Genomic DNA, 26,147 nt, shown 5'->3' with positions numbered 1-26,147 from the left:
CGAGGCTGCCTAGAGTGGATTCGGTGACCACCGCGCAAACCCTGGCCTCCGTCGTGTCCGCCGAGGACCTCGAGCGCCGCACCGCGCCGTCCGCCGGTCTGCGCCCCTGGATCGCCGAGATCGCCCACATCCCGACCACCGATCCCGGACCGGTCGCCTTCAGTCACCTGCCGCTGGCCGCCACCTCGATCGTGTTGCGCCGTGAGGCATCCGGCCGCCGCGACGCCTGGGTGCTGGGCCCGCGCACCCGCGCCACCTACGCCCACCCGGAGCGGCCCGCGGGCTGCACCCGTATCCGGCTGGCCCCCGGCGCCGCCCAGCCGCTGCTCGGCGTCCCGGCGGCCGAGTTGACCGATCGGGTCACCCTGCTGTCGGCGCTGCCCGGCCCGGCGGCCGAGCTGGCCGACGTGCTGCTGGAGCTCGACCCGGACGAGGTGACGGCCTTCCTGGAAGCCGAACTCCCGCACCGGGTCACCGAGGATCCGGTGCGCCGCGACCACCGCCGACTCCTGAATTCGGCGGTGACCGCCATGGACACCACCGCACCGGTCGGCGAGCTCGCGACCGGTCTGGCGGTCTCCGAACGCCAGCTCCGCAACCTGTTCACCGCCGGAATCGGCGTGTCTCCCAAGCACTACGCACGCATCACCCGGCTGCGTCAGGTGATCGCGGCGGGCGGCAATACCCCGTGGTCGGATCTGGCACACTCCTCGGGCTACTACGACCAGTCCCACCTGAGCGCCGATTTCCGCTCGCTCATGGGTGTCGCGCCGACCGCCTACTTCCGCGGCGACATCCCGGCCCCGACGCCGTGCCAGGCGCTGACCCGGCGCTAGGTCATCGCAGGGCGATCAACGGCTGGGTTTCGCTTGTGGTCCACGGCATTTCGATGAACGCGGTCAGCCGGATGCGGGAGTTGCCGAGGCTGCCGGTGAAGACGCGCCGGCCCGCGGCGGCGTCGCGCATCTCGGTGGAGTCGGTGAGGGCGAGTGCCCGCGCCCAGGTCACCAACTGGATATTCGATTCGGCGGCGGGCAGATCGGGGTGGACGGTGCCGAAGAACTCGGCCTCCGCGCCGGTGGGGTCCAGCCGCGCGCGGCAGTCCCACATCCAGCTCACCGGCGGGAGCGGCTCACCGGCGACCTGGCTCGCATAGGTGTTCACCTGCTGCGACAGGGTGTCGATGGCAATCATCGTCAGCGAATCGGTCACGGGCGACAGATTCCCATCCCTGAGAGCCGGTGCCCCGCAATCCCACTAGCCCCGCGTGTCGACGGGGTCCGGACACGGAAACGCCGGCCGACTCGGCTCGCCCGGAGGGGACGTCCAGGGGAGCGAATCGGCCGGCGAAATCGGGCCAGCGCCTCGAGATGGCCCGATGACCGGTGTGGAGCCGGGCAGGGGGACCGGCTCCACGAGGTCGGAACTGCGGGACTAGCTGGCGTAGGCGCGCAGGCGGTCGGCGCGCTCGCCCTTGCGGAGCTTGGACATGACCTCACGCTCGATCTGGCGGACCCGCTCGCGGGAGAGCCCGAAGAGCTTGCCGATCTGGTCGAGGGTGCGCGGCTGGCCGTCGTCGAGGCCGTAGCGCAGCCGGATGACCTGCTGTTCGCGCTCGTCCAGGGTGGCGAGCACGACGCGCACGTCGCGGTGCAGCAGACCGGCGATGACCGCGCTCTCGGCGGAGGTGGCCTCGGAGTCCTCGATGAAGTCGCCCAGCGGGGCCTCTTCGTCATTGCCGACCGGCATGTCCAGCGACACCGGGTCGCGGCTGTGGTCGAGCAGATCGGCGATCTTGTCGACCGGAATGCCGGATTCGCGCGAGAGTTCCGCGTCGGTCGCCTCGCGGCCCAGCTGCTGGTGCAGCTCACGCTTGATGCGGGCCAGCTTGTTCACCTGTTCGACCAGGTGGACGGGGAGGCGGATGGTGCGGGACTGATCCGCCATGCCGCGGGTGATGGCCTGCCGGATCCACCAGGTCGCGTAGGTCGAGAACTTGAAGCCCTTGGTGTAGTCGAACTTCTCCATCGCGCGGATCAGACCCAGGTTGCCTTCCTGGATGAGGTCCAGCAGCGGCATGCCACGACCGGTGTAGCGCTTGGCCAGCGAGACCACGAGGCGGAGGTTGGCTTCCAGCAGGTGCTGGCGGGCGGCCTGACCCTCGCGAACCAGGATCGCCAGATCCTTCTTCTTCGCGGCGGACAGACGCTTGCTCGTCTCCAGCAGGTGCTGAGCGTAGAGGCCCGCCTCGATGCGCTTGGCCAGCTCGACCTCGTCGGCCGCCGTGAGCAGCGCCGTCTTGCCGATCCCGTTCAGGTACACGCGTACCAGGTCGGCGGCGGGGCTTGCGGCATCGAGGTCTTGTTCGCTGGTGCGCACGTCAGTGGTGGCGGGGCTTGTCATGACTTGCCTCCTGTCGGTGGTGTCTCGCTCCGTACAACGGGCCCGACTTCAGGAAAGTTCCCCGCCGGAGCCGGTGTAAACCGCACCTGAGCTGCGGTTTTTACGGTGCACGGCTGAGAAGTTCCTGAGAAGCGCGGATCGCCGGGAACACGGGCCGCCGGCGAACGGGCCCTCGGTGACCGGGTGGTTGCCGCCGCCGGACTCGAACTTCGCGATGCCGCAATCGAATACGTGTGAACGGCCCTTGCCGGGGGCGTCGTGAAGCGAGTACGCGATAGAACGAAACGGGGTTCGAGCGCATTCCCCGCCCCGACCGGATCGGTATCCGCGCGACATTCGATCGTGACGGACCTCACCGCCGGTCAGTGCGGGTTTCCTGCGGAAACGCCGACGGCCGCCGGGGAGTCCGGCGGCCGTCGCGGGGTGGATCGAGGGGTTCAGTTCGGATGCACGAGCCCGTGCCGGACCAGCCCGGCGACCACGGTCATGGCGGCGGTCTCGAAATCCGGGGTCGCCGCGTCGCCGGTCTCGCCGAAGGCCAGCAGGTCGACCAGTTCCCGCAGCGGGAGCCCGTCGGGCCGCATCCCGGCCAGCAGCGCGGCCGTGGTGTCGTCGACCTCGTGCTGCCAGCGCGGCCCGTCGCCGCGGTGCAGCCGGGCCACGGCCTGCGCCCAGCCCTCGTCGCCGGGGAGATAGACGCGCTCGAGCGCGGCGGCGGGATCGACCCGGTAGCGCGAGTCGAGGATCAGGTCCGGGTCGGCGGCCGCGGCGCGCAGCCAGGCCGAGCGCTCGAAGTAGGCCAGCGACTCGGGCCCGAGCGGGTCGTCGAAGCCGTGGGTGAGGTCCTCGGCGAGCAGTTCGGTGGGGCCGTCGATGGCGCGGAGATAGACGAAGCCGAAGCCGATGCCCTCCACCTCGGATTCCCGGAAGGCGTCGAGCCAGCGTTCGGCGCGGGCCTGGGCGGCGGGCTCGCGCGGGTCCAATCCGGCATCGCGCAGCCAGGTCCCGACATAGAGGGCGGGGTCGGCGATATCGCGCTGCACGATCCAGGCGTCGATGCCCTCGTCGGGCAGCCAGCTCGCGACCCGGCCGCGCCAGTCCTGGCCTTCCCGATGGACCCAGGACGCCAGCAGTGCGGCGGTGCCGCCGGGGTTGAGCAGCTCCGGGATGCCGGAGATGACGAGTTCGCTGGCGCCGTCGAGGGCGAGGCCGGAGTCGCGGTAGGTGTGCTCGACGCGGGCGGGGCCCACGACGAACGGGGGATTGGCGACCACCTGGTCGAAGCGGCGGCCCGCGACGGGCTCGAACCAGGAGCCTTCCAGCAGCTCGATATCGAGGTCGTTGAGCGCGGCGGTGGCCTCGGCCAGCCAGATGGCCCGCTTGTTCACGTCGGTGCCGGTGACGCGGCGGCCGTAGGAGGCGGCGTGCACGGCCTGGACGCCGCAGCCGGTGCCGAGGTCGAGGACGGTGCCGGTGGCGGCGGTCGGGGTGGCGCGCAGCAGTGACAGTGAGGCCTGGCCCACGCCGAGCACGTGGTCGGCGTCGAGGGCCCGCCGCCGCATGGAGTCGTCGAGGTCCGACAGCACCCAGCGGGTGCCGTGGCCGAGGTCGAGGGGACGCAGGTCCAGGGCGGCGCGGATCTCGCCGCCGTCGCGCTCGATCAGCCCGGCGGCGACGGCGTGGTCCAGGTCGACGGGCGAAAGGGCCGCTGCCGCTTCGCGTTCGGGGACCGGATCGCCGAGCAGCAACAGCCGTACCAGGGTGCCGAGCTCGCCGAGGGCGGCGGCGGCCCGGCGGACCGGGACGGGTTCGCCGCGGCCGAGGGCGGCGTGGGCGGTGTCGCCCAGCGCCTCGAGCAGGGTGTCCGCGTTGTAGCGGACGCGGGTCAGCGCCGCGCGTAGGTCGGGCGCGAGGTCGGCGAGCAGGGACGAAGTGGTCGTCAAGCGCGGGGTGACGGAGCGATTCGTCGGCATGACCGGAACTCTGCCACCGCTACCTGTGGGCATCCGGCAGTGGGCCCGGTTGCGGGCGTCCGAGCCCGGGGATCGGGTCGCTCGGACCCAAGGAAACCGGTTGGTTGCTGGCCGCGGAACCTTCCGAATCCCGGCTCACTTGCCGATGAATTCATGATCTCACCTGCGGTTATTCGCCCTTGTTGCAACCACTTTCGTTGCTACTGTGACCGGCATCACCAGGAGGTATCGCAGTTGACAACTGAAACCCAGACCGGCGGACCGGATCCCGACTGGCCACAGGTCTTCGACAGCCCCGAGTTCCAGAGCCTGCGGCGTCGCTTCCGCCGCTTCGTCTTCCCCATGACCGCCCTGTTCCTGGCCTGGTACGCGCTCTACGTGCTGCTCGCCGACTACGCGCACGGCTTCATGTCGCACAAGGTTGGCGGCAATATCACCGTCGGCCTGATCTTCGGCCTGCTGCAGTTCGTCTCGACCTTCGTCATCACCGGCCTCTACGTCCGCTACGCCGACCGCACCCTCGACCCGATCGCCGAGGGGATCCGCGCCGAACTGGAAGGGCCGACCCGATGACCACCTATCTGGCCGCCGCCGTCGAGGGCAGCCGTCCCGGCCTCAACATCACCATCTTCGCGATCTTCGTGGCCATCACCCTGGGCATCGTGGTGTGGGCCAGCCGCGACAACCGCACGGCCGCTGACTATTACGCCGCGGGGCGCGCCTTCTCCGGCCCGCAGAACGGCATCGCCATCTCCGGCGACTACCTGTCGGCCGCCAGCTTCCTCGGCATCGCCGGGGCGATCGCGCTGTACGGCTACGACGGGTTCCTCTATTCCATCGGCTTCCTGGTGGCCTGGCTGGTGGCGTTGCTGCTGGTGGCCGAGTTGCTGCGCAACACGGGCAAATTCACGCTCGGCGACGTGCTGGCCTTCCGGATGCGGCAGCGCCCGGTGCGGGCCGCGGCGGCCACCTCGACGCTGGCGGTGAGTCTGTTCTATCTGCTCGCGCAGATGGCGGGCGCGGGCGTGCTGATCTCGCTGCTGCTGGGTGTATCCGGTTCGGCGGGACAGAATCTCGTGATCGCCGTGGTCGGCGCGATCATGATCGTCTACGTGCTCGTCGGCGGTATGAAGGGCACCACCTGGGTGCAGATCGTGAAGGCGGTGCTGCTCATCGGCGCGGCCGCCGCCATGACCGTGTGGGTGCTGGGCCGCTACGACTTCAACTTCTCCAGCCTGTTGCAGGACGCGGTCAACCACGGTGGCAAGACCGGCGCGAAGCTGCTGGAGCCGGGCGCGAAGTACGGCAAGACCGGTACCAGCAAGCTCGACTTCCTCTCGCTCGCACTGGCTCTGGTGCTGGGCACCGCCGGGCTGCCGCACGTGCTGATGCGGTTCTACACGGTGCCGACGGCGAAGGAGGCGCGCCGCTCGGTGGTGTGGGCGATCGGGCTGATCGGCGTCTTCTATCTGTTCACCCTGGTGCTCGGCTACGGTGCGGGCGCGCTGGTGGGGCCGGAGAAGATCGCCAAGGCGCCGGGCAAGGAGAATGCCGCCGCGCCGCTGCTGGCATTGGAGCTGGGCGGGCCGGTGCTGCTGGGATTCGTTGCGGCCGTGGCGTTCGCGACGATTCTGGCGGTGGTCGCGGGGCTGACCATCACCGCGTCGGCGTCGTTCGCGCACGACGTGTACGCCAATGTGATCAAGCGCGGCCGTGGTGACGGCGATACGGGGGAGGGTAGGAACAGCGAGGTGCGGGTCGCGCGGATCACCGCGGTGGTGATCGGCGCGCTGGCGATCGTGGGCGGCATTCTGGCGAAGAATCAGAATGTGGCGTTCCTGGTGGCGCTGGCCTTCGCGGTGGCCGCCTCAGCAAACCTACCGACCATTTTGTATTCACTGTTCTGGCGGCGCTTCAATACCGCCGGCGCGCTGTGGAGCATCTACGGCGGACTGGCGGTCACCATCGTGCTGATCGTGTTCTCCCCGGCGGTCTCCGGAGCGCCCACCGCCATGATCAAATCCCATGACTTCCACTGGTTCCCGCTCGCCAACCCGGGTCTGGTGTCCATCCCGGTTTCGTTCGCTCTGGGCTGGCTGGGAACCGTGCTGTCCAAGGAACACGACGACGGCAAGTACGCCGAGATGCAGGTGCGGTCGCTGACCGGCATCGGAGCGGAAAAGGCTGTGCAACACTGATGTCCGAATTAATTGGCGGAAAGTTCGCTGAAAAGCGTTTCAGAATTTCAAGATCAACAATTTGAAGATCAAAAATACTGCCCCGCAACGAGGTTGGGCTGTGTATGCTATTGATCATGCACGGCCCCACTACGAGGTGGGATGACGGCGAGGCGGTGTCGTATTGGACCTCAACAGGCTCCGGATGCGGAGAGCGACTGCAATTGCAATCGCTTTCGGTGTACTGGCATTGATGGTCACAGGTGCGTTGGATCGATTGTTGCTGGGTGTTTTCATGGCTACCGGTCTGACGCTCGGCTGGGTTAATGCCCGGCTCACGTGGATGTCCATCGTGCGCATCACTGATGCGGAAACTCCCAGCAAACAGAAATTGGCGCTGTCCTCGGCGTCTCGATTGATCATCCTGACCGGGCTGTCGATTCTGGTGGCATTCCTGACCCGTCCCTACGGCGTCGGAATCTTCTTCGGACTGGCGGTCTTTCAGCTGATTCTGGTTCTCCATACGGCTCTGCCCGAGGTGAAAGGACTTCGACAGCAGTCATGAGCATCTACGCGATACTGGCCGCCGAGGAATCCTCGGGGGAGGCCAAGATCCACGTCGGCGATCACGCCCAGGCGCACCTGCTGGGCATGACCTTCAATGTCGACACCATCGTGTCCACCGCGGTGGCCGCGCTGATCGTGCTGGGGCTGGCCTTCTACCTGCGGGTGAAGATCACCTCGGGCGTGCCCAACGGGGTGCAGCTGTTCTTCGAGACCATCACCGTCCAGATGCGCTCCCAGGTGGAGACCGCCATCGGGATGACGGTCGCGCCGTTCGTGCTGCCGCTCGCGGTCACGCTGTTCACGTTCATCCTGCTGTCGAACTGGTTGTCGGTTTTGCCCGTTCAGTACGGTTCGGGCGAATTGATCGCGCCGCCGGCGTCGGACTTCAACTTCACGCTGGCGCTCGCGCTGTTCGTCTTCCTGCTCTATCACGCCGCGGGCGCGTGGCGGCGCGGGCCGGGCGGGCACGCGAAACAGTTGCTGAAGGGCCACACCGGCTGGGGCCCCATGGTTTTCATCAATGTGGTCGAGGAAATCGCCAAGCCGCTGTCGCTGTCCTTGCGACTTTTCGGCAACATGTTCGCGGGCGGCGTCATGGTTTCGGTGATCACGTTGTTCCCGTTCTGGATCAGCTGGGGACCGAATGCCGTCTGGAAACTCTTCGACCTGTTCGTCGGAGCGATTCAGGCATTCATCTTCGCCCTGCTGACCATTCTCTACTTCAGCCAGTCGATGTCGCTGGAGAGTGAAAACCACTGAGCGGCTTCGGCTGTTCGGCGTTGCACCCATTTGGGTGCAGCTATTTTTCAAAACAAGGAAGTGAACAATGGCAGACCCAGCAACCGCGAGTATCGTTCAAGGCGCCCTCATCGGCGGCGGCATCATTCTGGCGGGCGGTGCCATCGGTGCGGGCATCGGTGACGGTCTGGCCGGCGCGGCGTTGATCAACGGCGTCACCCGGCAGCCGGAGGCGGAAGGCCGCTTGCGCGTGAACTTCTTCCTGACCGTTGGTCTGGTCGAAGCGGCCTACTTCATCAATCTAGCGTTCATGGCACTGTTCGTATTCGCTACTCCCGGTAAGTAGACGTCATCATGTCTCCCAGAACGGATGTGGAGGCCGCGGGGAACTTCCTGGTTCCCAACGGCACCTTCGTGGCCGAGTTATTGATCTTCCTGATCGTGCTGGCAGTCATCTGGTTCTTCGTGGTTCCGCCGATCCGAAAGGTGCTGGCGGAGCGGGAGGCACGTGTCGAGGTCACGACGGCGACCGCCAAGGAAGCCAGCGAAACCTTCGCCGAAGCCGAAGCGCGCTACGAGGCAGCCCTCGAGCAGGCCCGACTGGAAGCGGCCGACATCCGCAACCAGGCCCGGGCCGAGGGGCGGGCAATCCTCGAGGGAATGCGCGGCGAGGCCCAGAAAGAGGCCGACCAGATCGTGGCCGAGTCCACGGCGCACCTGCGCGCCGAGGCCGACCAGGTCGCCGCCGAACTACGCGAAGCCGTCGAACCACTCGCTCAGGACCTGGCCGGCCGGGTCCTGGGCGGGAACGATCGTGCCCGGACCAGTGCGGGCCAGCAGAGAGGACGGGGGTCTGCATGATCCTCACCGATACCCATCTCGCCGAGGGTATTTACAACATCACCTTCGATTGGCCCGTCTTCCTCAGTCAGCTGTTCGGCTTCGCCGTCATCGTGTGGTTCATCATGAAATACGTTGTGCCACCGGTGAAGAAGATCATGAACAACGCTCAGGACCAGATCCGCCGGCAACTGGAGGAGAGCGAGGCGGCGGCCGATCGGCTGGCCACCGCCAAAGCCGCCTACGACAATGCCGTCGCCGAGGCCCAGGCCGAACTCGAGCGCATGCGCGAGGAGGCCCGCGCCGACGCCGACCGCATCATTCTCCAGATGCGCGAGGCCGCGGCGGCCGAGGTGGAACGGGTCCGCAAGCAGGGCCGCGATCAGATCCTGCAGTACCGCAGGCAGATGATCCGGGATCTGGAACAGGATCTGGCGGCCGCCATGCTCGCGCTCACCGAGGAGAAGGTGCGCGAGCAGATCGGATCACCGCAGTCCCGTGCCGACAGCATCGAGAGGTTCCTCGAAGATCTGGAGGCGCTGGCCAATTCCGGTGAGGCGCGGCGTCAGCCGCAGACCGAGCGGAAATAACACCAACTCTCGGTAGGGCTCTCGGGGATTCCCGAACCCTGCCCGAGCTCGAGCCCGGCACCCCGGATCCGATCCGGGGTGCCGGGCTCGTTCATGCCGGTTGGCGACTGGTCAGGCAGTAGGCCGAGCCCGACGGGTCGGCCATGACGAGCCAGTGCTTGCCCTGCTCGACGCGGCGCGCGCCGAGCTCCTCGTGCCAGGCGGCGGTGGCTTCGATATCGGTGCACGCGATATCGGGGTGCGCGGAGGTGGGGCGGTCCTCGCCGAGACGCTGCAACAGGAGATCGAGGGGGAGGCCGGGACGGGCCGAAAGGCGGGAGAACTCGGGCAGGCTGGCGGGTTTCCAGGCCCACCCGGTCAGCTCGGTCCAGAAGCGGGATTCGGTGTCGTAGTCGCTCGCGCCGATGTCGAGGCAGATCTGATCCAGCCGGCTGCGGTCGCCGGACGGCCCGGTGACGGTGGGCGTGAGCGGCCCGGTGGCGTCGCGGAACGGAGTGAAGCAGAACGGCATTCCGGCGGGGGAGCGCAGCACGGCGTAGCCGATGCGTTCGGTGAGGATGTAGTCGCCGTCGAGGGTGGCGCCGAGCTGTTCGGCGCGTTCGGTGGCGGCCACGACATTGTCGACGTCGAGGTCGAGGTGGATGCGGCCGGGTCCGCCGGTGGACTGCATCTTGAGCGTGGGCGCGCCGGAATCCGGGAGCAGCGTGAGGAATTCGTCGTGTTCGCCGCGCGGCGCCGACCGGGTGGTGGCGGTGACTCGGGTCCAGAATTCGGCGCAGTCGTCGAATTCCGCGGCGGGCCGGTCGAGAAAGGCCCATACCCAGCGAATGGTCATGCTGTCTCCAGAGTTTCGCGCTTGCGGAAGGTCTTACGGTAGGTCAACGGCGGCACGCCCAGTTCGGAACGCATGTGATGGCGCAGTGAGGCGGAGGTGCCCAGGCCCGCGTTGCGCGCCACCTCGTCGACGGGCAGGTCGGTGGTCTCGAGCAGATGCCGGGCGTGGCGGACGCGCTGCTGCAGGATCCACGCGCCCGGAGCCATGCCGGTCTCGGCCTTGAAGCGGCGGGTGAAGGTGCGCACGCTCATATGCGCGTGCGCGGCGAGGGCGTTCAGGTCCAGTTCGTCGTCGAGGTGGTGCAGCGCCCAGCGGCGGGTGGGCGCGGTGCCGTCGCTGCCCGCCTCGGGGACCTGTCGTTCGATGAACTGCGATTGGCCGCCTTCACGCCACGGCGGCACCACGCAGTAGCGGGCCGCGCCATTGGCGGCGGCGGTGCCGTGGTCGGTGCGGATCAGGTGCAGGCACAGGTCGATTCCGGCCGCCAGTCCGGCGGAGGACCACAGGTTTCCGTCCTGCACGAACAACTGGTTCTCGTCGAGGGTGACCCGCGGATACAGGGCGCGGAACTGGTCGGCGAAGCGCCAGTGCGTGGTGGCGCGGTGGCCGTCGAGCAGTCCCGCCGCGCCCAGTACGAACGCTCCCGTGCAGATGGACACGATGCGCGCGTCGGGGCGGATGGTGGCGAGGGCGTCGGCGAGCGCGGGCGGCAGCGTGCCGTCCTGGCGCGGCCCGGGGATGCGGGTGCCGGGCACGATCACGGTGTCGGCGAGCGCGAGCAGTTCCGGGCCGTGCTCCGGGATGACCGTGTACCCGCCGACCGCCGTGATGCCGCCGTCACCGAGGCCGCAGATGCGCACGTCGTAGAGCGGTTCGCCGTCCTCGCCGGTGGCGGCGCCGAGCACCATGGACGGAATGGTCATGTCGAAGCCGACGGTGGGTTCCAGGACCAGGACGGCGACGAGCTGAGGTGCCTGCACGGTGTCTCCCCTCACGGTTGGCTTGATCTTGACGCATTGTGGCATTCAGGCCACTCGTGCCGGTAGGGGATTTCGGTCACGCTCGATCGGTGAGTGAACTCAGGGACCGCCTCGACGTGGAATCGCCGTCGGGCACAGGCTCGTTGGACGGTGCGTTGGCAGCTCCGCGGGGGCGGGCACGGCGGGGCCCGCATCCGGCGTGGATCGTCGCCGCGGTCGGGTTCGTGGCGCTGCTGGGCGCGGCCGGCTTCCGCTCGGTGCCCGGCGTGCTCATGGATCCGCTGCATCAGGAATTCGGCTGGTCGCACGGCACGATCGGGGCCGCGGTCTCGGTGAATGTGCTGCTGTACGGACTGATCTCGCCGTTCGCGGCGGCGCTCATGGACCGGTTCGGCATCCGCCGGGTGGTGGCGTGCGCGCTGGTGCTGATCGCGGCCGGGGCGGGGTTGACGGTGTTCATGACCCGGCCGTGGCAGCTCATGGTGACCTGGGGCCTGCTGGTGGGCGTCGGGGTCGGGTCGATGTCCATGCCGTTCGTGGCCACCATCACCGGCCGCTGGTTCGTGAAGCAGCGCGGCCTGGTCACCGGTGTGCTGACCGCGGCGGGAGCGACCGGGCAGCTGATCTTCCTGCCGTTGATCGCGAGCTTGGCCCGCGATCACGGCTGGCGCACGCCGTCGACCGTGGTGTCGGTGGCGGCCTTGGCGGTGGTTCCGCTGGTGCTGCTGTTCATCCGCGACTTCCCCAGCGATGTCGGCGTGCGCGCCTACGGCGCCGAGCCGGGCAGCGCGGTCGGGGTGCGGACCACGGCTCCCGGTGGTGCGGCGCGGGCGCTCACGGTGCTGGCGGCCATCGTCCGCAAGCCGGTGTTCTGGATGCTGGCGGGCGGTTTCGCCATCTGCGGGGCGTCGACCAACGGCCTGATCGGCACGCATTTCGTGAGCGCCGCCCACGATCACGGCATGCCCGCGACCACCGCCGCCGGGCTGCTGGCCGTGGTGGGCGCGTTCGATGTCGCGGGCACCATCGCCTCGGGCTGGCTCACCGACCGCCTGGACTCGCGCTATCTGCTGGTCGCCTACTACACGCTGCGCGGGGTCTCGCTGCTGTTCCTGCCGGTGCTGTTCGGTCCGGACGTGCAGCCGAGCATGTGGGCGTTCATCATCTTCTACGGCCTGGACTGGATCGCCACCGTGCCGCCGACGGTCGCGCTGTGCCGTAAGCACTTCGGCGAGGACGGTCCGGTCGCGTTCGGCTGGGTGTTCGCCTCACACCAGATCGGTTCGGCGCTGGCCGCTTTCGGCGCGGGCGTGATCCGGGACGTGCAGGGCAGCTATACGACGGCCTGGTTCGTCGCCGGCGCGCTGTGCGGTCTCGCGGCCCTGTTGTCCGCGGCGATCCCCGTGGACCGGAAGGCCGGGGCGATCGCGGGGAGCTAACCCTGCGAGCCCTGCGAGTTGGGCCAGCCTTCGACGGACTTGTGCGTTCCCGATTCCAGCGCGGTCTGATTCCGTCGCCCGTCCCAGCGGCTCGGTTCGTCGCTGGTGCGGGGCGGGCGGTCGTTGGCGATGAGGACCGCGATCCACGGCAGCGGCACCGAGACGCCGATGATCAGCAGCGATACCCACCAGCTGTGCCACAGCCCGTAGGCGGCCGCCGCGCCGATCAGGCAGGGAATGCGGAACGCCATGATGGTGATGTACCGCCGCACCCGGTCCCGATGCTGCTGTTCGAGCGAGGTCTGCGCCTCGGTGATCAGGGCAGGATGCTGTTTCCCCTCACCCGGGAAGTACCCCTGGGAGGGCGGGGGCGGTTTCGGGATCGAACCGGCGGGGTGGAACTCGACGTCCGGGCGACCCGCGCCGCTACTGCCGTCGGCCTGGGATTCGCCGTCACGCTGCATACCCCGAGTCTTCCACTACAGCGCGTCGGATGCACACGCCGCCCGCCCCCGGAAGGGCCGACCTGGCATGATTGATGCCGTGAGCACAGACACCCTGGTCCGTCCGGAAGAGACCACCGACAACTCGACCGACAACGACACCCCCAAGGTCTTCCACTACGTCAAGAAGAACAAGATCGCCGAGAGCGCCGTCATGGGCACCCACGTCGTGGCCCTGTGTGGCGAGGTCTTCCCGGTGACCCGTTCCGCCAAGCCCGGCTCACCGGTCTGCCCGGACTGCAAGCGCGTCTACGAGCAGATGAAGAAAGACTGACCGTTTCCTCTGGTCAGCGGGTTGGGAGCTGCTGGGCTAGGCCTCCCGGTGTGCCACTTCGGGTGCCACTTTCAGCCGGTTCGGGTGCTGTCCGCTGGGGTCGAGTCCTTCCCCATCGGTGGGTGGATGCTGGATCGGCAGCACAGCCGCCCGCGACCGGATCGTACCGGCGGTCGAATGTGAACTGCGCCGCCCCGCGGCGCTGGGATCCGGCCGCCGTGTCAGGATTCATTCGTGATCACCATGCTTGGAACGCGTGGTCTACCGCGTTCTGCAGTTCTTGTTGCACCAGGGTGGTGATTTCGGCTGGTTCACCCGGCAGGGTGCGGACCGGCGGTCCGAAATGGAAACTGGCCGAACGTACTTGGTCTTTGCTGGGGTTTGCGTGCGGGCCGTAGCTGAGGCCAAGCGTGACCAGGGCGGGGTTCGCGCCGAGTCGGCGGGCGCGGTGGGCGATCTGGCCGACGCCGGCGTTGAGGGGTAGTAGGCGGGACAGGTCGGGGGAGTTGTTGACGGTGCCCTCCGGGAAGAGGGCGATGCTGTCGCCGCGGGCCATGCGTTCCGCGCAGGTGTCGAGCAGGCGGTTGCTGCTCGCTCCGACCGCGTCCGAACCGTGATCGGTACCCCGGAACACCGGCATACCGCCCATCATGTCGAGCTTGTTGCGCATGCTCGTGGTGAAGAGCTCGTCCTTGCCCAGCACGCGGGTGCGGCCGATCACCGGCCGCAGTTCACTGCGCGAGGCGGCGGCGCTCACCGTGTAGGGGTCCAGTTCGGACAGGTGATTCATCACGATCAGCAGCGGGCGGCGATCCTTGCGGATCAGCGTGCGCAACGAGTCGCGAGCCCCGGGCGCATATGCCACCCGCGGCACGAACCGCCGAGCCAACAGCGCGTACGCTCCCCGGGTCACCCACCGATTCGGCCGATGATCCCGGTAGTAGTCGTACACCGCATCCCAGTTGGCGAGAACCACATGGGGCCGCTCTGCACCTGCCACCAACTCAGGTTAGCCCTATGGTTGCTCGTAGAGGGATTCGATGGTCTCGGCGTATCGGTGTTGATGGGTTTGCGGCGCAGTTTCATAGTGGGTGTCAGGACGTCGGTGCCGGGGTGCCAGTAGTCGGGGACGATGGCGAAGGTTTTGATCTGTTCGACTCGGGAGAGCTTGGCGTTGGCCTGGGTGACGGCGGCTCGGACGAGGTCGTGGATGCCGGGGTCGGCGGCCAGGGCGGCGGCGTCGGGGGTCAGGCCGGTGCGGGCGGCGTGGGTGGCGGCCGCGTCGGGGTCGAGGGAGATCAGGGCGACGCTGTATTTGCGGTTGTCGCCGATGGCCACGGCCTGGCCGGTCGCCTCGGGCTTGTTGAGGTAGCCCTTCATGACAATGGGCCCGCGGACGAGGATCTCACCGTCGTCGTCGATGCGGATGTCGCTGCCGGGCACGATCTTTCCGGCGGTGCCGAGGCGGACCTGGCCGGGTGGGCTCATGGTGGCCATGCCCGCGAGTTCGGACATGCCCCACGCGTCGGAGACCGGGATGCCGACGCCGTTGAAGAAGCGGAGCACATCGGGGGAGATGGGTGCGGCCCCGGACAGGGCCAGTCGCACCTGGTCGAGTCCCACGGCGGCCCGGAGCTTGGACAGCACCATCAGGTCGGCGATCCGCTCGCCCGCACCGGTCAGCGGCGACACGGCGCGCCCGTCGAGGCGGGCGTCGGAGGCGGCGCGACCGACCTCGATCGCCCAGCGCGCGAGAATGCCTCTGGCACCGGTGGATTCGGCCGGCCTCGCGTCGATGGCGGCCTTCAGCTTCTGCCATACCTGCGGTACCGCGCCCATGATGGTCGGTCGCACATCGGTGAGCGCGGCGGCGAATTCGGTGCGGTCGGCGACGGTGGTGACCTGGTTGCCCAGCACTCGCACCTCGTCGAGCGCGACGGTGCCCTCCGGATTTCCGTCGATGCACACGATGGATTTGGCCGCGGTGCCGACCGCGCCCTTGTGCAGGATCTGCGCGAATTGCTGTTCACAGACCACGATCTCGGCCCCGGAGTCGGAGAGCACGTAGTTGATCTGCTCGGGGGAGGGAGGTGTTGTAGACCGAGAACGGCGTGGCCCCCAGGTGCTGGAGTGCCACATCCAGGGGGTAGAACTCGGGTCGATGACCCCACCGCGGCTTGCGCACAGCGAACGCGATGATAATCAGGGTTCAGGAGGCCCCCGGCGGCCTATATTGAGATCGCGAGGCGTTGGCGCTCGCGGTTTTCGTGACGGCACAGGGGTTTTGATGAACGCGAGGTACGCGGTCAGGTGGGCGGCGGAGCATGGGTTGCCGCGGCTGGGGTTTCTCGCGCTGCGCGGCATGGGAGATCCGTTCGCGCGGCTGATGAGTGGGGACGAAGGCTACGATGACCCGTACTCGCTGATCGATCAGCTGCGTGGCGACGGCGGGGTGCGGGTCACGCGCGCCGGTTATGCGGTCTTCGAATATGAGCTGTGCCGGGAAATCCTGCGCGACAGGCGATTCGGGGTGCGCCTTCCGATCGACCCGGCCGTGCCGTTCCCGTTGCGCCGCTACGCCGAACGAGTTGTGCTGCCGCCCAACCCGATCGAGCCGCCGTCCATGTTCGCGCAGGACCCGCCGGAGCACGGACGGATGCGCAAACCCGTCGCCTCCGCCTTCACGCCCCGCGCCGTCGCCCGCCTGGGCGATCGGGTCCGCGAGGTCACCGCGGAGCTGCTCGATGCGATGGCCGCGCACGAATCCGTGGACCTGATGGCGGATTTCGCCGCGCAGGTGCCAATCGCCGTCATCGCGGAAATTATGGGCTTCCCGGCGGCCGATCGCCCGCTGTTCCTGCGCTGGGGGAGCCACGTCGCTCCGCTGCTGGATGTCGGAATTTCCTGGCAGGCCCACCGTCGCGCCATGGCCGCGACCGGGGCGATGCGGGACTACCTGGCCGCCCACATCGAGAAGTTGCGCCGTGAACCGGGCGACGACATCTTCAGTCTCCTGGTCTCCACCGGCGACCTGAACACCACCGAATTGCTGGCCAGCGCGAACGTGCTGATGGGTGCGGGTTTCGAGACCACCATGAACCTGCTCGGCAATGCCGTCCCGCTGCTGTTGTCCCACCCCGATCAACTCGATCTCCTGCGCGCCGAGCCCGAACGCTGGCCGCTGGCGATCGAGGAAATGCTGCGCTTCGACACGTCGGTCCAGATGACGGCCCGTCGCGTCCTGGAACCGGTGGAATTCGACGGCGGTGTTCCCCTCGTGCCGGGAAAGTCACTCGTCGTCTCGCTGGCGGGCGCCAACCGCGATCCCGCCAAATTCCCTGACCCGCACCGCTTCGACGTCACCCGGCCCAATGCCAAGGAACACCTCTCCTTCGGCACCGGCATGCACGGTTGCATCGGCGCGAGCCTGACGCGACTGGAGATCCTGCAGGCCTTGCCCGCTCTCTTCGAACGCTTCCCCGACATCCGCCTCGACGGCGAGCCGACTCGCCGCCGGCTGTCCACTCTGCGCGGTTACTCACACATGCCCGTTCGGCTGAAGTCTCTTTGATACTGGGTGGTAAGTTTCGCTGTAATGCGACAACGACCCCCATCGACGTGGTGTCGGTGAGGCGGGTCGGCCCCGCATGTCCTCCGCTGGAACAAGATTGAGGCAGTACGGGGTTCGGCCCCGCGGCTCAGGAGTTGGTCCTTGAATACTGAAGCGATTGTGCTGGATCCGACGGGCGCCGATGTTCAGGCTGAGAACGAGCGGATTCGCCTGCGCGGACCGGTCTCGTTGGTGGGGTTGCCCGGTGGGGTATCGGCCTGGGCGGTCACCGATGCGGCTGTGCTGAAAGAACTTCTAGCCGATCCCCGGGTGTCGAAGGATCCACGCCAGCACTGGACGGCCTACAAGAACGGGGAGATCGATCAGCGGTGGCCGTTGCACCCGTGGGTGATTGCGGAGAACATGTTCACCGCTTACGGCCCCCAGCACCGCCGCCTCCGCAAGCTCGTGGCCCCGGCGTTCACCAATCGTCGTACCACCCTGATGCGCCCGGGAATCGAAGCCATTGTCGATGGACTGCTGAAGCGGCTGGATGCCATTCCGACGGGTGAGGTCGTCGACTTGCGGCCCACCTACGCGTACCCGGTGCCGATCCAGGTCATCGGTGAATTGCTCGGCGTACCAAAGCATCTGGATGCCAAGATCAATGCGTGCGTCGACGGGTTCTTCGACACTTCCTTCACGCCGGCGCAGTCCAAGGCCAATGTCCTCAAAATGGTTTCGCTCATGGGGCAACTGATCTTCTACCGGCGCGGCCACCCCGGCGACGACATTACGAGTGCGCTGATCTCGGCCGTCGACGAGGACTCCGACCGGCTGACGCAGAAGGAAGTGATCGACACCTTGATCCTAGTGATCAATGCCGGTCACGAGACCACGGTCAACCTGCTCGACCAGGCGATCGTCGCTTTGCTGACCAATCCGGAACAGCGGGCCGACGTACTCGCCGGCCGGGTGCCCTGGTCGGAGGTGATCGAGGAAGCGCTGCGATACCAGCCGCCGATCACGCATCTGCCCCTGCGATACGCGGTCGAGGATATCGAGATCGCCGGTGTTCGGATCGTCGCGGGCGAGGCAATCCTCGCCTCCTACGGGGCCGCGAGCCGGGACCCGGGAGTTCACGGTGACACCGCGGGGGATTTCGACGTGCACCGGGCGAACAAGGAGCACATCGCCTTCGGGTACGGCGCGCACCATTGTCTCGGTGCGCCCTTGGCCCGGCTCGAGGCGGCGATCGCACTCCCGGCCCTGTTCGAGCGGTTTCCGACCATGCGATTGGCGGTGGACCCCGCCGAGCTCCGGCCGCTGGGCAGCTTCGTCTCCAACGGTCATCAGTCGGTCCCCGTTCTGCTGCAATGACATTCACCGATTCGTCGAGAGGTCCCATGGGAAACGCCAGCTGGTTGCGTAGCTTGTCCGCCGGATCGGAGGATGGCGCCCATACTCTGATCTGCTTTCCCCACGCCGGTGGATCGGCTATTTCCTACGGGCCGCTGGCCAGAACGCTGGGACCGCGATTCCGTGTGCTCGGTGTGCAATACCCCGGGCGCCAGGATCGCCGGCGCGAACCGTTACTCGGAAGTGTCGCCGACCTTGTCGAGGGCGTGCTGCCCGAAATTCGCGAACTGATTCCGCGGACCGCGGGCTACTCGCTGTTCGGTCACAGCATGGGTGCGGCGGTGGCGTTCGAGACCTGCCGTCGTCTCGAACAGGACCAGGCGATGCGGCCGGCCGCATTGTTCGTATCGGGTCGAATCTCACCGGCGCGGAAGAGTTCTCACGTTGTGCACCGGTACAGCGATCAGGAATTGATCCGGCACCTGTTGGACTTCGGTGGCACTCCCGCGGCGCTGCTGGAGGATCCCGATTTTCGGTCGATCATTCTGTCGGTCACGAGAAGTGACTACCGCGCGATCGAAACCTACGCGTGCGCACCGGGCGCCACGGTGGAGTGTCCGCTCGTGGCGCTGGTCGGCGACAGCGATCCCGCCACCAGCGATGCCGACCTGAAAGAGTGGCAGCCGCATACCACCGGGCCTTTCACGCAGACGTCGTTTCCGGGCGGCCACTTCTACATCGATGCCAACGCGCACGGTGTGGCCGACCTGATTCGCGATCAGAGCGCCCGCGCATCCTCGAAGTAGCGGTGCCGGTCGACGCCGCTCTCCCGTCGTACCCGCCGCGAATTGTTGTGCGAGACTACAACTATGGCTGAAACCGCTGGACCCATTTCGAATGTTTCGGACACCGCCCACTGGGTGGCCGCGTATCGCGCGATCGAATCCGCCCGTACCGATGCGCTCTTTCACGACCCGCTCGCGGAGCGGCTCGCCGGCGAAACCGGCAAGGCCATCGTCGCGAATGAACCACGCAATGCGCTGGCCGGCTGGAACTTGGTCACGAGAACCAGAGTCATCGATGATCTGATCACCGAAACCCTCGCCGAGGGCTGCGATCTGGTCATCAACATGGCGGCGGGTCTGGATGCGCGGCCGTATCGTCTCGAGCTGCCCGCCGATCTCCGCTGGATCGAAGCCGATTTCCCGGATTTGATCGCCGAGAAGAACCGTCTGCTGGAAAGTGAGACCCCCCGCTGTGTTCTCACTCGCGCCGCGGTCGATCTCGCGGACCCGAATGCGCGCGACCAGTTCCTGGATCAGGCGCTCGAGGGTGCGAAGAAGGCGCTCGTATTGACCGAGGGACTGGTGTACTACCTGTCCGAAGGCGAGGTCTCGGGATTGGCCGCGGCATTGGCGCGGCCCGAAATCAACTGGTGGATCATGGATGTGAACAACAAGCCTGTGGTCGATCGGTTCAACCGAACGAACGAGAAGCTACTCGAGAATTCACCCTGGAAATTCGGGCCGCTCGAACCGCTGCGATTCTTCGCCGACGCGGGTTGGACCGCGGACGAGGTAGTCGGATTGTTCCGTATGGCAGCCCGATTCCGCCGGTTGCCTCCGCTGCTGTGGTCGCTCGCCTTCGCGCCCGTCGGCCCTCGGATTCCGTTCGGCACCAAGCGGATTCCGTGGTGTGCGGCGGTTCGGCTCACCTATACCGGCGCATGATCGGATAGATCAGCCGGGAGGGCGATCGCCCTCCCGGCCGAATCTCACTCCAGCCCTTCCAGCCAATCGTCGACCGCCGCGGCGACCTGATCCGAGCCCTCGTGCAGCATGGCGAAGTGGTTGGCATCCACCTGGACCACGCGATGGCTCTCGTCCCACGGCTGGGCCTGCCACGCCATGAAGTCCTCGGGGACTCCGGGAATCCGCTGTGCGCACTGGAGGAACAGGGTGGGCGCGGTGATCTTCCCGGGCGCGATGCCGCGGAGCACCTGAATGTACTGGCCCATGGCGGTCAACCGGGCGGGGTCGAATCGATCGAAGGCGGCCTCGTTGGTCACCATGTTCTCGGCGACCGGCTTGAGAATCCACTCACTGCCTTCGCCCTCGCCCACCCGGTAGCTGTCCACCAGCACCACTCCCGTCGGCGCGGGTCCGCCGAGAGCTTCCAGCCGTTCGGCGACGCTGTAGGCCAGGACCCCGCCGGAGGAGTACCCGAACAGGATGAACGGCAGGCCCTCGGCGGCGTCGAGGATGGGCTGGAGCAACGCCTTGGTGGCCGCGGCGTAGTCGGTGGGCACCGGCTGGCCCGCGTGGGACCCCATCGGTGCGAGGCCGACCACGTCACGGGCGGTCCGCAGTTTGCTTGCCATTCTGGCGTATTGGCGCACACCGCCGGCCGCCATCGGCGGGGCGATGCAGATGATGCGCGGCGTGGCGGCGCCGTCGGTCAATCGGATGAGCTCCGGTTCGACGTTCAGCTCGTCGTTGGCGGTGAACTGGTCACGCATCTGTGCAGCCAGGTGCAGGAGCAGGAAGGCGACCGAATACTGTTCCCGCCCCACCGCGGTGCGGAACATTCCGTACAGCGAGTCGTCGGCGACACCCTCCTGGCGATCTCGTTCGGCGGCCGCGTTGACAGCGTTCGCGAGGGCGCCCGCGCCTTCGGCCAATTTCTCGTCCAGTTGTTTGGCGAGAATCTGGGGCGTCGGATAGTCGAAGACGAGGGTGCCGGGCAACTGCACGCCGGTAGCGTCGCGCAGCGCGTTGCGGAATTCGACCGCGGTGATCGAGTCGAATCCCATTTCGCCGAACACATTGTCGACCTCGATGAGGTCGACATCCGCGTAGCCGAGCGTCGCGGCAGCCTGCTTGCGCACGAACTCCACGAGCAGCGGAAGCCGCTCGGCGGAGGGCAGGCCGACCAGATCCAGCAGCGGTGACGGCTTCTCGCGCTGTGCCGAGATCGGTACCAGCCCGCGGACCAGGGCCGGTGCGTGCTCGGCTCGCGTGCGGAGCACGGCCCGGTCGACAGGTAGCGCGGCCACCTGGGCGATGCCGGAGGTCACGGCGGCATCGAACAGCGCCAGTCCGTCGGATTCGGACAGCGCCGGAAAGCCCTGTCGCCGCATCCGTTCGAAATCCTCGTCCGACAGTTCCGTGCCCAGACCGGTCTTTCGTTCCCACAGGCTGTAGTCGATCGACGTGGCCGTCCACCCGGCCGCCCGGCGGTAGGTGGCGAGGGCGTCGAGGTACACGTTGGCCGCCGCGTAGTTGGCCTGCCTGGCGGCCAGCACCAACCCACCGGCGGAGGCCACCAGGACGAACAGCGACAGCGGCTGGTCACTCGTGAGCTCGTGCAGATGCCACGCGGCGTCGGCTTTGGGCGCGAACACGGCATCGATGCGGCCGCTCGTCATCGATTCGATCAGGCCGTTGTCGGCGACGCCTGCCGCGTGCACGACACCGGTCAGCGGGTGCTCGGACCCGATCTCGTCGAGCAGTGCTTTCAACGCGTCTCGATCGGAGACGTCGCAGGCGGCGACAGTCACCTGCGCACCGAGTTCGGTCAACTGGGCGCACAACGCGTCGGCGCCGGGAGCTTGCGGCCCTCGCCGGGACGTCAGCACCAGCCGCCGCGCACCGTATTCGGTGACCAGGTGCCGGGCGAACAGCGCACCCAGCCCACCGGTGCCGCCGGTGATCAGCACGGTGCCGGTGTCCAACGGCTCGACCGGCTCGCGGTTCGTTTCGGTGACCTGATGCGGAACCAGGCGCGGCACCAGGATTTTCGCGCCGCGCAGCGCGCCCTCCGGCTCCATCGCCAGGGCCGCGGCGGCGGTGACGACAGCGGCCGGATCGTGGTCGGCGGCACCATCGAGGTCCAAGAGCTGGAACCGGTGCGGATGTTCGGCCTGGGCCGCGCGCACCAAACCCCAGACCGGCGCCTGCGCCGGGCGCACCTGCTCGTACTCACTGGTGGTTACCGCGTCGCTGGTCAGGATCACCAGGCGGGCCTCGGCGAACCGAGGGTCTCCCAGCCATTGTTGAACTGTGTCCAGCACGCCGTTCAATGCCTCGCGCGCGGCGTGCGACGACGCGTCGCCGGTATCGGCGCAATGGAGCAATACGAGCTCGGGGACAACAGCTTCGGCGGCTGCGTCGAGTTCGGCGATCAGCATCGTGAGATCGGGGTAGCCGGGTACCTCCGCCGAACCCGGCGCGCCGATGACCGCTGTGCGGGCCGGGGCGGCCGAACCGGCGGCGACCGATGTCGCGGCGATCCACTCCACCGTGAACAAGGCATCGGCCGCCCGGTCGGCGCGCAGTCGGTCCGCGGACACCTGACGGGTGTCGAGCGAGTCGACCGACAACACCGGGCTGCCGGTGCTGTCGGCCAGCCACAGCGTGAAACGGTTGTCGTGCACCCGGATTCGGACCCGGGCGGCACTGCATCCGGCCGCGTGCAGTGCGACGCCACGCCAGCTGAACGGCAGTGCGGGCGCGTCGCTGCCGTTGACGCGCATTCGATCCACGATGAGGGCGTGCATCGCCGCGTCGAACAGTGCGGGGTGGAGGCCATAGCCTTCGGCGGCCTCCGGATCCGGCAGGGCCACCTCGGCGAACAGCTCGTGACCATCGGCGCCGTGCTCGCCGCGTCGCCACATCGCCCGCATGCCCTGGAAACAGGGGCCGTATCCGTACCCGGCATCCAGCATCTCGGTGTACGCGTCGGCGATGTCGATCGCCTCGGCGTCGAGCGGCGGCCAGACGGCGAGATCGAAATCGGGCCGGACGTCGTCGGCGGTGAGGTCGCCCTCCGCGTGCAACGTCCACGCGACGGCATCCGGCTGGCGCGAGTGAATCGTGATGCGCCGTCGACCGGAATCATTCGCCGCGCCGACCACCACCTGTACCGAGACTCCGTCGCGGGCGGGCAGTGTCAACGGCGCGTGCAGGATCAGCTCGTCCACTCGCGCGTGACCGAGCAATCCGCCCACATGGGTGGCCAACTCGATGAAACCGGTGCCCGGTAGCAGTGCCGTACCGAGCACGCTGTGATCGGCCAACCATCCGATCGTGTCCACCGACCATCGGCCGACGAAGCTCACCCCACCCGAATCGGGCTGCGGGACAACCGCTCCCAGCAGGGGATGCGAGACGGGATCCAATCCCGCGGCATCGGCTTCGGCGGCCAGCCACGTCGTCGACAGATACCGCTTCGCATCGAGCCAGAACCGCTCGCGTTGAAACGCGTAGGTGGGCAGGTCGATCGGTTGCGCGCCGGGATGGAACGCGGGCCAATCCACCTCGGCGCCCGACACGAACAACTTGGCGACCGCGACCGTCACCGTGGCGGGCGAGGCCTCCTCACGGCGCGCCACCGCGACCGCGACGGCGCCTTCGGCGTCCACGGTGCCCGCCACCATCGGCGTGAGGACCGCGTCCGGCCCGATCTCCGCGAAGCGCACCACACCCGCGTCCGCCATCGTGGTCACCGCGTCGGCGAACCGCACCGTGGCGCGGACCTGACGCACCCAGTACGCGGGGTCCGACATCTCATCGGTCACCCGAGCGCCGGTCACGGTCGATACCAGCGGAATGGTCGGCCGGGCGAAGCTCAAGCCCTCGACCACCGTGGCGAACTCCGCCGACATCGGATCCATCAATCCGGAATGGAAAGCGTGCGACACCCGTAGACGGCTTGTCCGCCACGACTTCTCGGTGAACACCTCGATCAGCGCGTCGACTTCGGTCTCGACGCCGGAGACCACCACCGAGGTGGGGCTGTTCACCGCCGCGATCGATACGCCGTCGGTCAACAGTGCGGCCACGGCGGATTCCGGCGCTCCTACCGCGACCATCGCGCCACCCGCGGGGAGCGCTTGCATCAACCGGCCACGCGCGGCCACCAAGGTGCAGGCGTCCGAGAGCGACAGCACTCCGGCGATGTGCGCGGCGGCGATCTCGCCGATCGAGTGGCCCGCCACCAGGTTGGGGCGGAGGCCCCACGCCTCGAGCAGGCGATACAGTGCGACCTCGAAGGCGAACAGTCCGGCTTGCGCGAAGACCGTCCGGTTGATCAGATCCGTCGCGGTCAACGCCTCCTCAAGCGAAACCGGCTGGTCGAGAAGCGGATTCAGCTCGGCGACGACCTTGTCGAACGTTGCCGCGAAAACCGGGTGCGTACGCAGTTGCTCGGCCATCCCGGCCCACTGCGCACCCTGACCCGAGAAGACGAACCCCGTCGAACCCGAAGCCGCGCGTCCCGACACCACACCGGGTACGGAGTCTCCGCGCCCCAATGCCTCGATACCCGAAAGCAGTTCGTCGCGATCGGCGCCGAGGACCACCGCTCGATGGCCGAGGGTGGCCCGGGTGGCGGCCAGGGAGTATCCGACATCGTGTGCTGCGACGGCGTTTTCGCGGACATACGACCGCAAGCGAACGGCCTGTTCGCCGAGCGCACGGGCACTGGCGGCGGACAGCACCCAGGGCATGACCGCCGCCACGGGCTCGGCCGGGGTCGTCGTGGCGGCGGGCGTCTGTTCGAGGGCAGGAGCCTGTTCGAGGATGACGTGTGCGTTGGTGCCGCTGATGCCGAATGACGACACGCCCGCGCAGCGTGGGCGATCGAGCAGCGGCCACGGCACCGGTTCGGTCAGCAGCCGCACCTCGCCCGCGGACCAGTCGACCTTGGTCGACGGCCGGTCCACGTGCAGGGTGCGCGGCAGTGTTCCGTGCCGCATCGCCATCACCATCTTGATCACGCCGCCCACGCCCGCGGCGGCCTGCGCGTGTCCGATGTTCGACTTCAGCGACCCGAGCCACAGCGGCCGTTCCGGCCCGCGATCGCGGCCATAGGTGGCCAGCAGCGCCTGCGCCTCGATCGGGTCGCCCAACGTCGTTCCGGTGCCGTGCCCTTCGACCGCGTCGACGTCGGCGGCGGAGATTCCGGCATTGGTCAGCGCCTGCTCGATGACGCGCCGCTGCGCGGGGCCGTTGGGCGCGGTCAGCCCATTGGACGCGCCGTCGGAGTTCACCGCCGAACCGGCCAGCACGGCGAGAATCCGGTGGCCGTTGCGCTGTGCGTCGGACAGTCGTTCCAGCACCAGCACACCGGCGCCCTCCGCCCAGCCGACGCCGTCGGCGCTGTCGGAGAAGGACTTGCAGCGGCCGTCGATGGCCAGTCCGCGTTGGCGGCTGAACTCCACCAACGTGTCCGGGCCCGCCATCACGGTCACACCGCCCGCCAGCGCCAGCTCGCACTCGCCCGAGCGCAGTGCGGCGGCGGCCGAATGCATGGCTACCAGCGAGGACGAACATGCGGTGTCGACGGTGACCGACGGTCCCTGGAGTCCGAAGGTGTAGGAGACCCGGCCCGACGCCAGCGATCCGGCGTTCGCGTTGGCCGGGTAGTCGTGGTACATCATGCCGACCCAGACGCCGGTCGCGCTGCCGCGCAGGGTCGCCGGGTCGATTCCGGCGCGTTCGAATGCCTCCCAGGAGGTTTCGAGCAGGAGGAACTGCTGCGGATCCATGGTGGCCGCCTCGTTCGGGCTGATGCCGAAGAACGCGGGGTCGAAATCGCCTGCGGTGTGCAGGAATCCGCCGGATCGGGTATGGGAACGGCCGGGCAGTTCGCCGGTGGGGTCGTAGATGCGTTCGATATCCCAGCCGCGGTTGGCGGGGAGGTCGGTGGTGGCGTCGACGCCGTCGGAGACCAGTCGCCACAGGTCTTCCGGTGACTCGACGCCGCCGGGGTATCGGCAGGCCATGCCCACGATCGCGATCGGCTCGCGCAGGGCCGCGTCGAGCTGACGATTGCGGGCCCGCAGCCGATCGGTTTCCTTCAGTGAGGCCCGTAGCGCATCGGCGAGCTTTGCGGTCGGTTCGTCGAAATTCGTCATA

General features: G+C 67.9%; 23 protein-coding genes. 14 read left to right on the top strand and 9 right to left on the bottom strand.

Translation table 11 applies throughout. The features are described 5' to 3' along the window. The first annotated feature begins 23 nt into the window (after positions 1 to 23). Entirely contained in the window at positions 24 to 836 is an 813-nt protein-coding gene (locus ACWEOI_RS20235; protein ID WP_433672424.1) for a helix-turn-helix domain-containing protein, read from the top strand. A gap of 1 nt (position 837) precedes the next feature. Here ACWEOI_RS20235 and ACWEOI_RS20230 read toward each other — a convergent pair whose 3' ends face one another. The 3 genes from ACWEOI_RS20230 to ACWEOI_RS20220 all read right to left on the bottom strand — a co-directional run bounded on the left by ACWEOI_RS20230 (position 838) and on the right by ACWEOI_RS20220 (position 4,376). Next, positions 838 to 1,212, bottom strand: a complete 375-nt coding sequence (locus tag ACWEOI_RS20230; RefSeq protein WP_433672425.1) for a hypothetical protein — start codon at positions 1,210 to 1,212, stop codon at positions 838 to 840. A gap of 222 nt (positions 1,213 to 1,434) precedes the next feature. Next, positions 1,435 to 2,403: a sigma-70 family RNA polymerase sigma factor gene (locus ACWEOI_RS20225; protein WP_357093448.1), complete on the bottom strand. Its 969-nt coding sequence runs from the start codon at positions 2,401 to 2,403 to the stop codon at positions 1,435 to 1,437. A 437-nt stretch (positions 2,404 to 2,840) separates the two neighbouring features. Further along, positions 2,841 to 4,376 (bottom strand): DUF7782 domain-containing protein, encoded by a 1,536-nt coding sequence (locus tag ACWEOI_RS20220; protein ID WP_452360566.1) that lies wholly within the window; start codon positions 4,374 to 4,376, stop codon positions 2,841 to 2,843. 234 nt (positions 4,377 to 4,610) lie between these two features. On the opposite strand from ACWEOI_RS20220, the gene ACWEOI_RS20215 reads away from it, so the two are divergent. The 7 genes from ACWEOI_RS20215 (at position 4,611) to ACWEOI_RS20185 (ending at position 9,288) form a co-directional block, all read left to right on the top strand. Continuing rightward, the gene (locus ACWEOI_RS20215) at positions 4,611 to 4,949 is read left to right on the top strand and encodes a DUF485 domain-containing protein (protein ID WP_357093453.1); all 339 of its coding nucleotides are present in this window, start codon (positions 4,611 to 4,613) and stop codon (positions 4,947 to 4,949) included. Next, positions 4,946 to 6,574: a sodium:solute symporter family transporter gene (locus tag ACWEOI_RS20210; protein ID WP_433672428.1), complete on the top strand. Its 1,629-nt coding sequence runs from the start codon at positions 4,946 to 4,948 to the stop codon at positions 6,572 to 6,574. Before ACWEOI_RS20215 ends, ACWEOI_RS20210 begins: the two co-directional genes overlap by 4 nt. 232 nt (positions 6,575 to 6,806) lie before the next feature. Beyond that, positions 6,807 to 7,118 (top strand): hypothetical protein, encoded by a 312-nt coding sequence (locus ACWEOI_RS20205; RefSeq protein ID WP_433672429.1) that lies wholly within the window; start codon positions 6,807 to 6,809, stop codon positions 7,116 to 7,118. Then, on the top strand, positions 7,115 to 7,879 hold the full coding sequence (gene atpB, locus ACWEOI_RS20200) for a F0F1 ATP synthase subunit A (protein ID WP_404204232.1): 765 nt from the start codon (positions 7,115 to 7,117) through the stop codon (positions 7,877 to 7,879). Before ACWEOI_RS20205 ends, atpB begins: the two co-directional genes overlap by 4 nt. A 67-nt stretch (positions 7,880 to 7,946) precedes the next feature. Beyond that, positions 7,947 to 8,204: a F0F1 ATP synthase subunit C gene (locus ACWEOI_RS20195; RefSeq protein WP_040810042.1), complete on the top strand. Its 258-nt coding sequence runs from the start codon at positions 7,947 to 7,949 to the stop codon at positions 8,202 to 8,204. 8 nt (positions 8,205 to 8,212) lie between these two features. Further along, the gene (locus ACWEOI_RS20190; protein WP_404204230.1) at positions 8,213 to 8,719 is read left to right on the top strand and encodes a F0F1 ATP synthase subunit B; all 507 of its coding nucleotides are present in this window, start codon (positions 8,213 to 8,215) and stop codon (positions 8,717 to 8,719) included. Next, positions 8,716 to 9,288 (top strand): F0F1 ATP synthase subunit B family protein, encoded by a 573-nt coding sequence (locus ACWEOI_RS20185; protein WP_357093468.1) that lies wholly within the window; start codon positions 8,716 to 8,718, stop codon positions 9,286 to 9,288. Before ACWEOI_RS20190 ends, ACWEOI_RS20185 begins: the two co-directional genes overlap by 4 nt. Before the next feature lie 91 nt (positions 9,289 to 9,379). Here ACWEOI_RS20185 and ACWEOI_RS20180 read toward each other — a convergent pair whose 3' ends face one another. Further along, on the bottom strand, positions 9,380 to 10,123 hold the full coding sequence (locus tag ACWEOI_RS20180) for a VOC family protein (RefSeq protein WP_433672430.1): 744 nt from the start codon (positions 10,121 to 10,123) through the stop codon (positions 9,380 to 9,382). After that, positions 10,120 to 11,046 (bottom strand): GlxA family transcriptional regulator, encoded by a 927-nt coding sequence (locus ACWEOI_RS20175; protein ID WP_452360665.1) that lies wholly within the window; start codon positions 11,044 to 11,046, stop codon positions 10,120 to 10,122. Before ACWEOI_RS20175 ends, ACWEOI_RS20180 begins: the two co-directional genes overlap by 4 nt. Before the next feature lie 200 nt (positions 11,047 to 11,246). Between ACWEOI_RS20175 and ACWEOI_RS20170 the strand changes: the two genes are divergently transcribed. Continuing rightward, positions 11,247 to 12,542: an MFS transporter gene (locus ACWEOI_RS20170; protein WP_452360664.1), complete on the top strand. Its 1,296-nt coding sequence runs from the start codon at positions 11,247 to 11,249 to the stop codon at positions 12,540 to 12,542. On the opposite strand, the gene ACWEOI_RS20165 is transcribed toward ACWEOI_RS20170, so the two are convergent. Continuing rightward, complete coding sequence (locus tag ACWEOI_RS20165) at positions 12,539 to 13,006, bottom strand: DUF3099 domain-containing protein (RefSeq protein ID WP_357093477.1); 468 nt, start codon at positions 13,004 to 13,006, stop codon at positions 12,539 to 12,541. The genes ACWEOI_RS20170 and ACWEOI_RS20165 overlap by 4 nt on opposite strands. Before the next feature lie 79 nt (positions 13,007 to 13,085). Between ACWEOI_RS20165 and ACWEOI_RS20160 the strand changes: the two genes are divergently transcribed. Next, entirely contained in the window at positions 13,086 to 13,319 is a 234-nt protein-coding gene (locus ACWEOI_RS20160) for a DUF3039 domain-containing protein (protein WP_379277347.1), read from the top strand. A gap of 238 nt (positions 13,320 to 13,557) precedes the next feature. Here the strand turns inward: ACWEOI_RS20160 and ACWEOI_RS20155 are convergent, their stop codons facing one another. Together ACWEOI_RS20155 and ACWEOI_RS20150 are read right to left on the bottom strand one after the other, a co-directional pair. Next, the gene (locus ACWEOI_RS20155; RefSeq protein ID WP_452360565.1) at positions 13,558 to 14,232 is read right to left on the bottom strand and encodes a lysophospholipid acyltransferase family protein; all 675 of its coding nucleotides are present in this window, start codon (positions 14,230 to 14,232) and stop codon (positions 13,558 to 13,560) included. Continuing rightward, the gene (locus ACWEOI_RS20150) at positions 14,229 to 15,383 is read right to left on the bottom strand and encodes an AMP-binding protein (protein ID WP_452360564.1); all 1,155 of its coding nucleotides are present in this window, start codon (positions 15,381 to 15,383) and stop codon (positions 14,229 to 14,231) included. Before ACWEOI_RS20150 ends, ACWEOI_RS20155 begins: the two co-directional genes overlap by 4 nt. Before the next feature lie 58 nt (positions 15,384 to 15,441). On the opposite strand from ACWEOI_RS20150, the gene ACWEOI_RS20145 reads away from it, so the two are divergent. From ACWEOI_RS20145 to ACWEOI_RS20130, 4 genes are all read left to right on the top strand, one after another. Further along, positions 15,442 to 16,890 carry a cytochrome P450 gene (locus ACWEOI_RS20145; protein WP_452360563.1) on the top strand — a complete coding sequence of 483 codons (1,449 nt, stop codon included), beginning with the start codon at positions 15,442 to 15,444 and terminating at the stop codon, positions 16,888 to 16,890. A gap of 141 nt (positions 16,891 to 17,031) precedes the next feature. Next, on the top strand, positions 17,032 to 18,249 hold the full coding sequence (locus ACWEOI_RS20140; protein ID WP_452360562.1) for a cytochrome P450 family protein: 1,218 nt from the start codon (positions 17,032 to 17,034) through the stop codon (positions 18,247 to 18,249). 26 nt (positions 18,250 to 18,275) lie between these two features. Then, positions 18,276 to 19,034, top strand: coding sequence for a thioesterase II family protein (locus ACWEOI_RS20135; RefSeq protein WP_452360561.1), 759 nt, complete (start codon positions 18,276 to 18,278; stop codon positions 19,032 to 19,034). A gap of 63 nt (positions 19,035 to 19,097) precedes the next feature. Then, positions 19,098 to 19,958 (top strand): class I SAM-dependent methyltransferase, encoded by an 861-nt coding sequence (locus tag ACWEOI_RS20130; RefSeq protein WP_452360560.1) that lies wholly within the window; start codon positions 19,098 to 19,100, stop codon positions 19,956 to 19,958. Between the two features lie 44 nt (positions 19,959 to 20,002). Here the strand turns inward: ACWEOI_RS20130 and ACWEOI_RS20125 are convergent, their stop codons facing one another. Next, positions 20,003 to 26,146: a type I polyketide synthase gene (locus tag ACWEOI_RS20125; protein WP_452360559.1), complete on the bottom strand. Its 6,144-nt coding sequence runs from the start codon at positions 26,144 to 26,146 to the stop codon at positions 20,003 to 20,005. Between the last annotated feature and the right edge of the window lies 1 nt (position 26,147).

The organism is Nocardia sp. NPDC004340, from assembly GCF_053602575.1.
Note: the sequence above shows the minus strand (reverse complement) of the source record. Positions and strands in the feature narration are given on the sequence as shown.

What these genes read in the sequence shown, in the direction of transcription:
- ACWEOI_RS20185 (WP_357093468.1), top strand. Translation starts at nt 8,716, where the DNA reads ATGATCCTCACCGATACCCATCTCGCCGAGGGTATTTACAACATCACC.
- ACWEOI_RS20175 (WP_452360665.1), bottom strand. Translation starts at nt 11,046, where the DNA reads ATGACCATTCCGTCCATGGTGCTCGGCGCCGCCACCGGCGAGGACGGC.
- ACWEOI_RS20225 (WP_357093448.1), bottom strand. Translation starts at nt 2,403, where the DNA reads ATGACAAGCCCCGCCACCACTGACGTGCGCACCAGCGAACAAGACCTC.
- ACWEOI_RS20205 (WP_433672429.1), top strand. Translation starts at nt 6,807, where the DNA reads ATGGTCACAGGTGCGTTGGATCGATTGTTGCTGGGTGTTTTCATGGCT.
- ACWEOI_RS20220 (WP_452360566.1), bottom strand. Translation starts at nt 4,376, where the DNA reads ATGCCGACGAATCGCTCCGTCACCCCGCGCTTGACGACCACTTCGTCC.
- ACWEOI_RS20130 (WP_452360560.1), top strand. Translation starts at nt 19,098, where the DNA reads ATGGCTGAAACCGCTGGACCCATTTCGAATGTTTCGGACACCGCCCAC.
- ACWEOI_RS20195 (WP_040810042.1), top strand. Translation starts at nt 7,947, where the DNA reads ATGGCAGACCCAGCAACCGCGAGTATCGTTCAAGGCGCCCTCATCGGC.
- ACWEOI_RS20190 (WP_404204230.1), top strand. Translation starts at nt 8,213, where the DNA reads ATGTCTCCCAGAACGGATGTGGAGGCCGCGGGGAACTTCCTGGTTCCC.
- ACWEOI_RS20125 (WP_452360559.1), bottom strand. Translation starts at nt 26,146, where the DNA reads ATGACGAATTTCGACGAACCGACCGCAAAGCTCGCCGATGCGCTACGG.
- atpB (WP_404204232.1), top strand. Translation starts at nt 7,115, where the DNA reads ATGAGCATCTACGCGATACTGGCCGCCGAGGAATCCTCGGGGGAGGCC.
- ACWEOI_RS20165 (WP_357093477.1), bottom strand. Translation starts at nt 13,006, where the DNA reads ATGCAGCGTGACGGCGAATCCCAGGCCGACGGCAGTAGCGGCGCGGGT.
- ACWEOI_RS20180 (WP_433672430.1), bottom strand. Translation starts at nt 10,123, where the DNA reads ATGACCATTCGCTGGGTATGGGCCTTTCTCGACCGGCCCGCCGCGGAA.
- ACWEOI_RS20135 (WP_452360561.1), top strand. Translation starts at nt 18,276, where the DNA reads ATGGGAAACGCCAGCTGGTTGCGTAGCTTGTCCGCCGGATCGGAGGAT.
- ACWEOI_RS20210 (WP_433672428.1), top strand. Translation starts at nt 4,946, where the DNA reads ATGACCACCTATCTGGCCGCCGCCGTCGAGGGCAGCCGTCCCGGCCTC.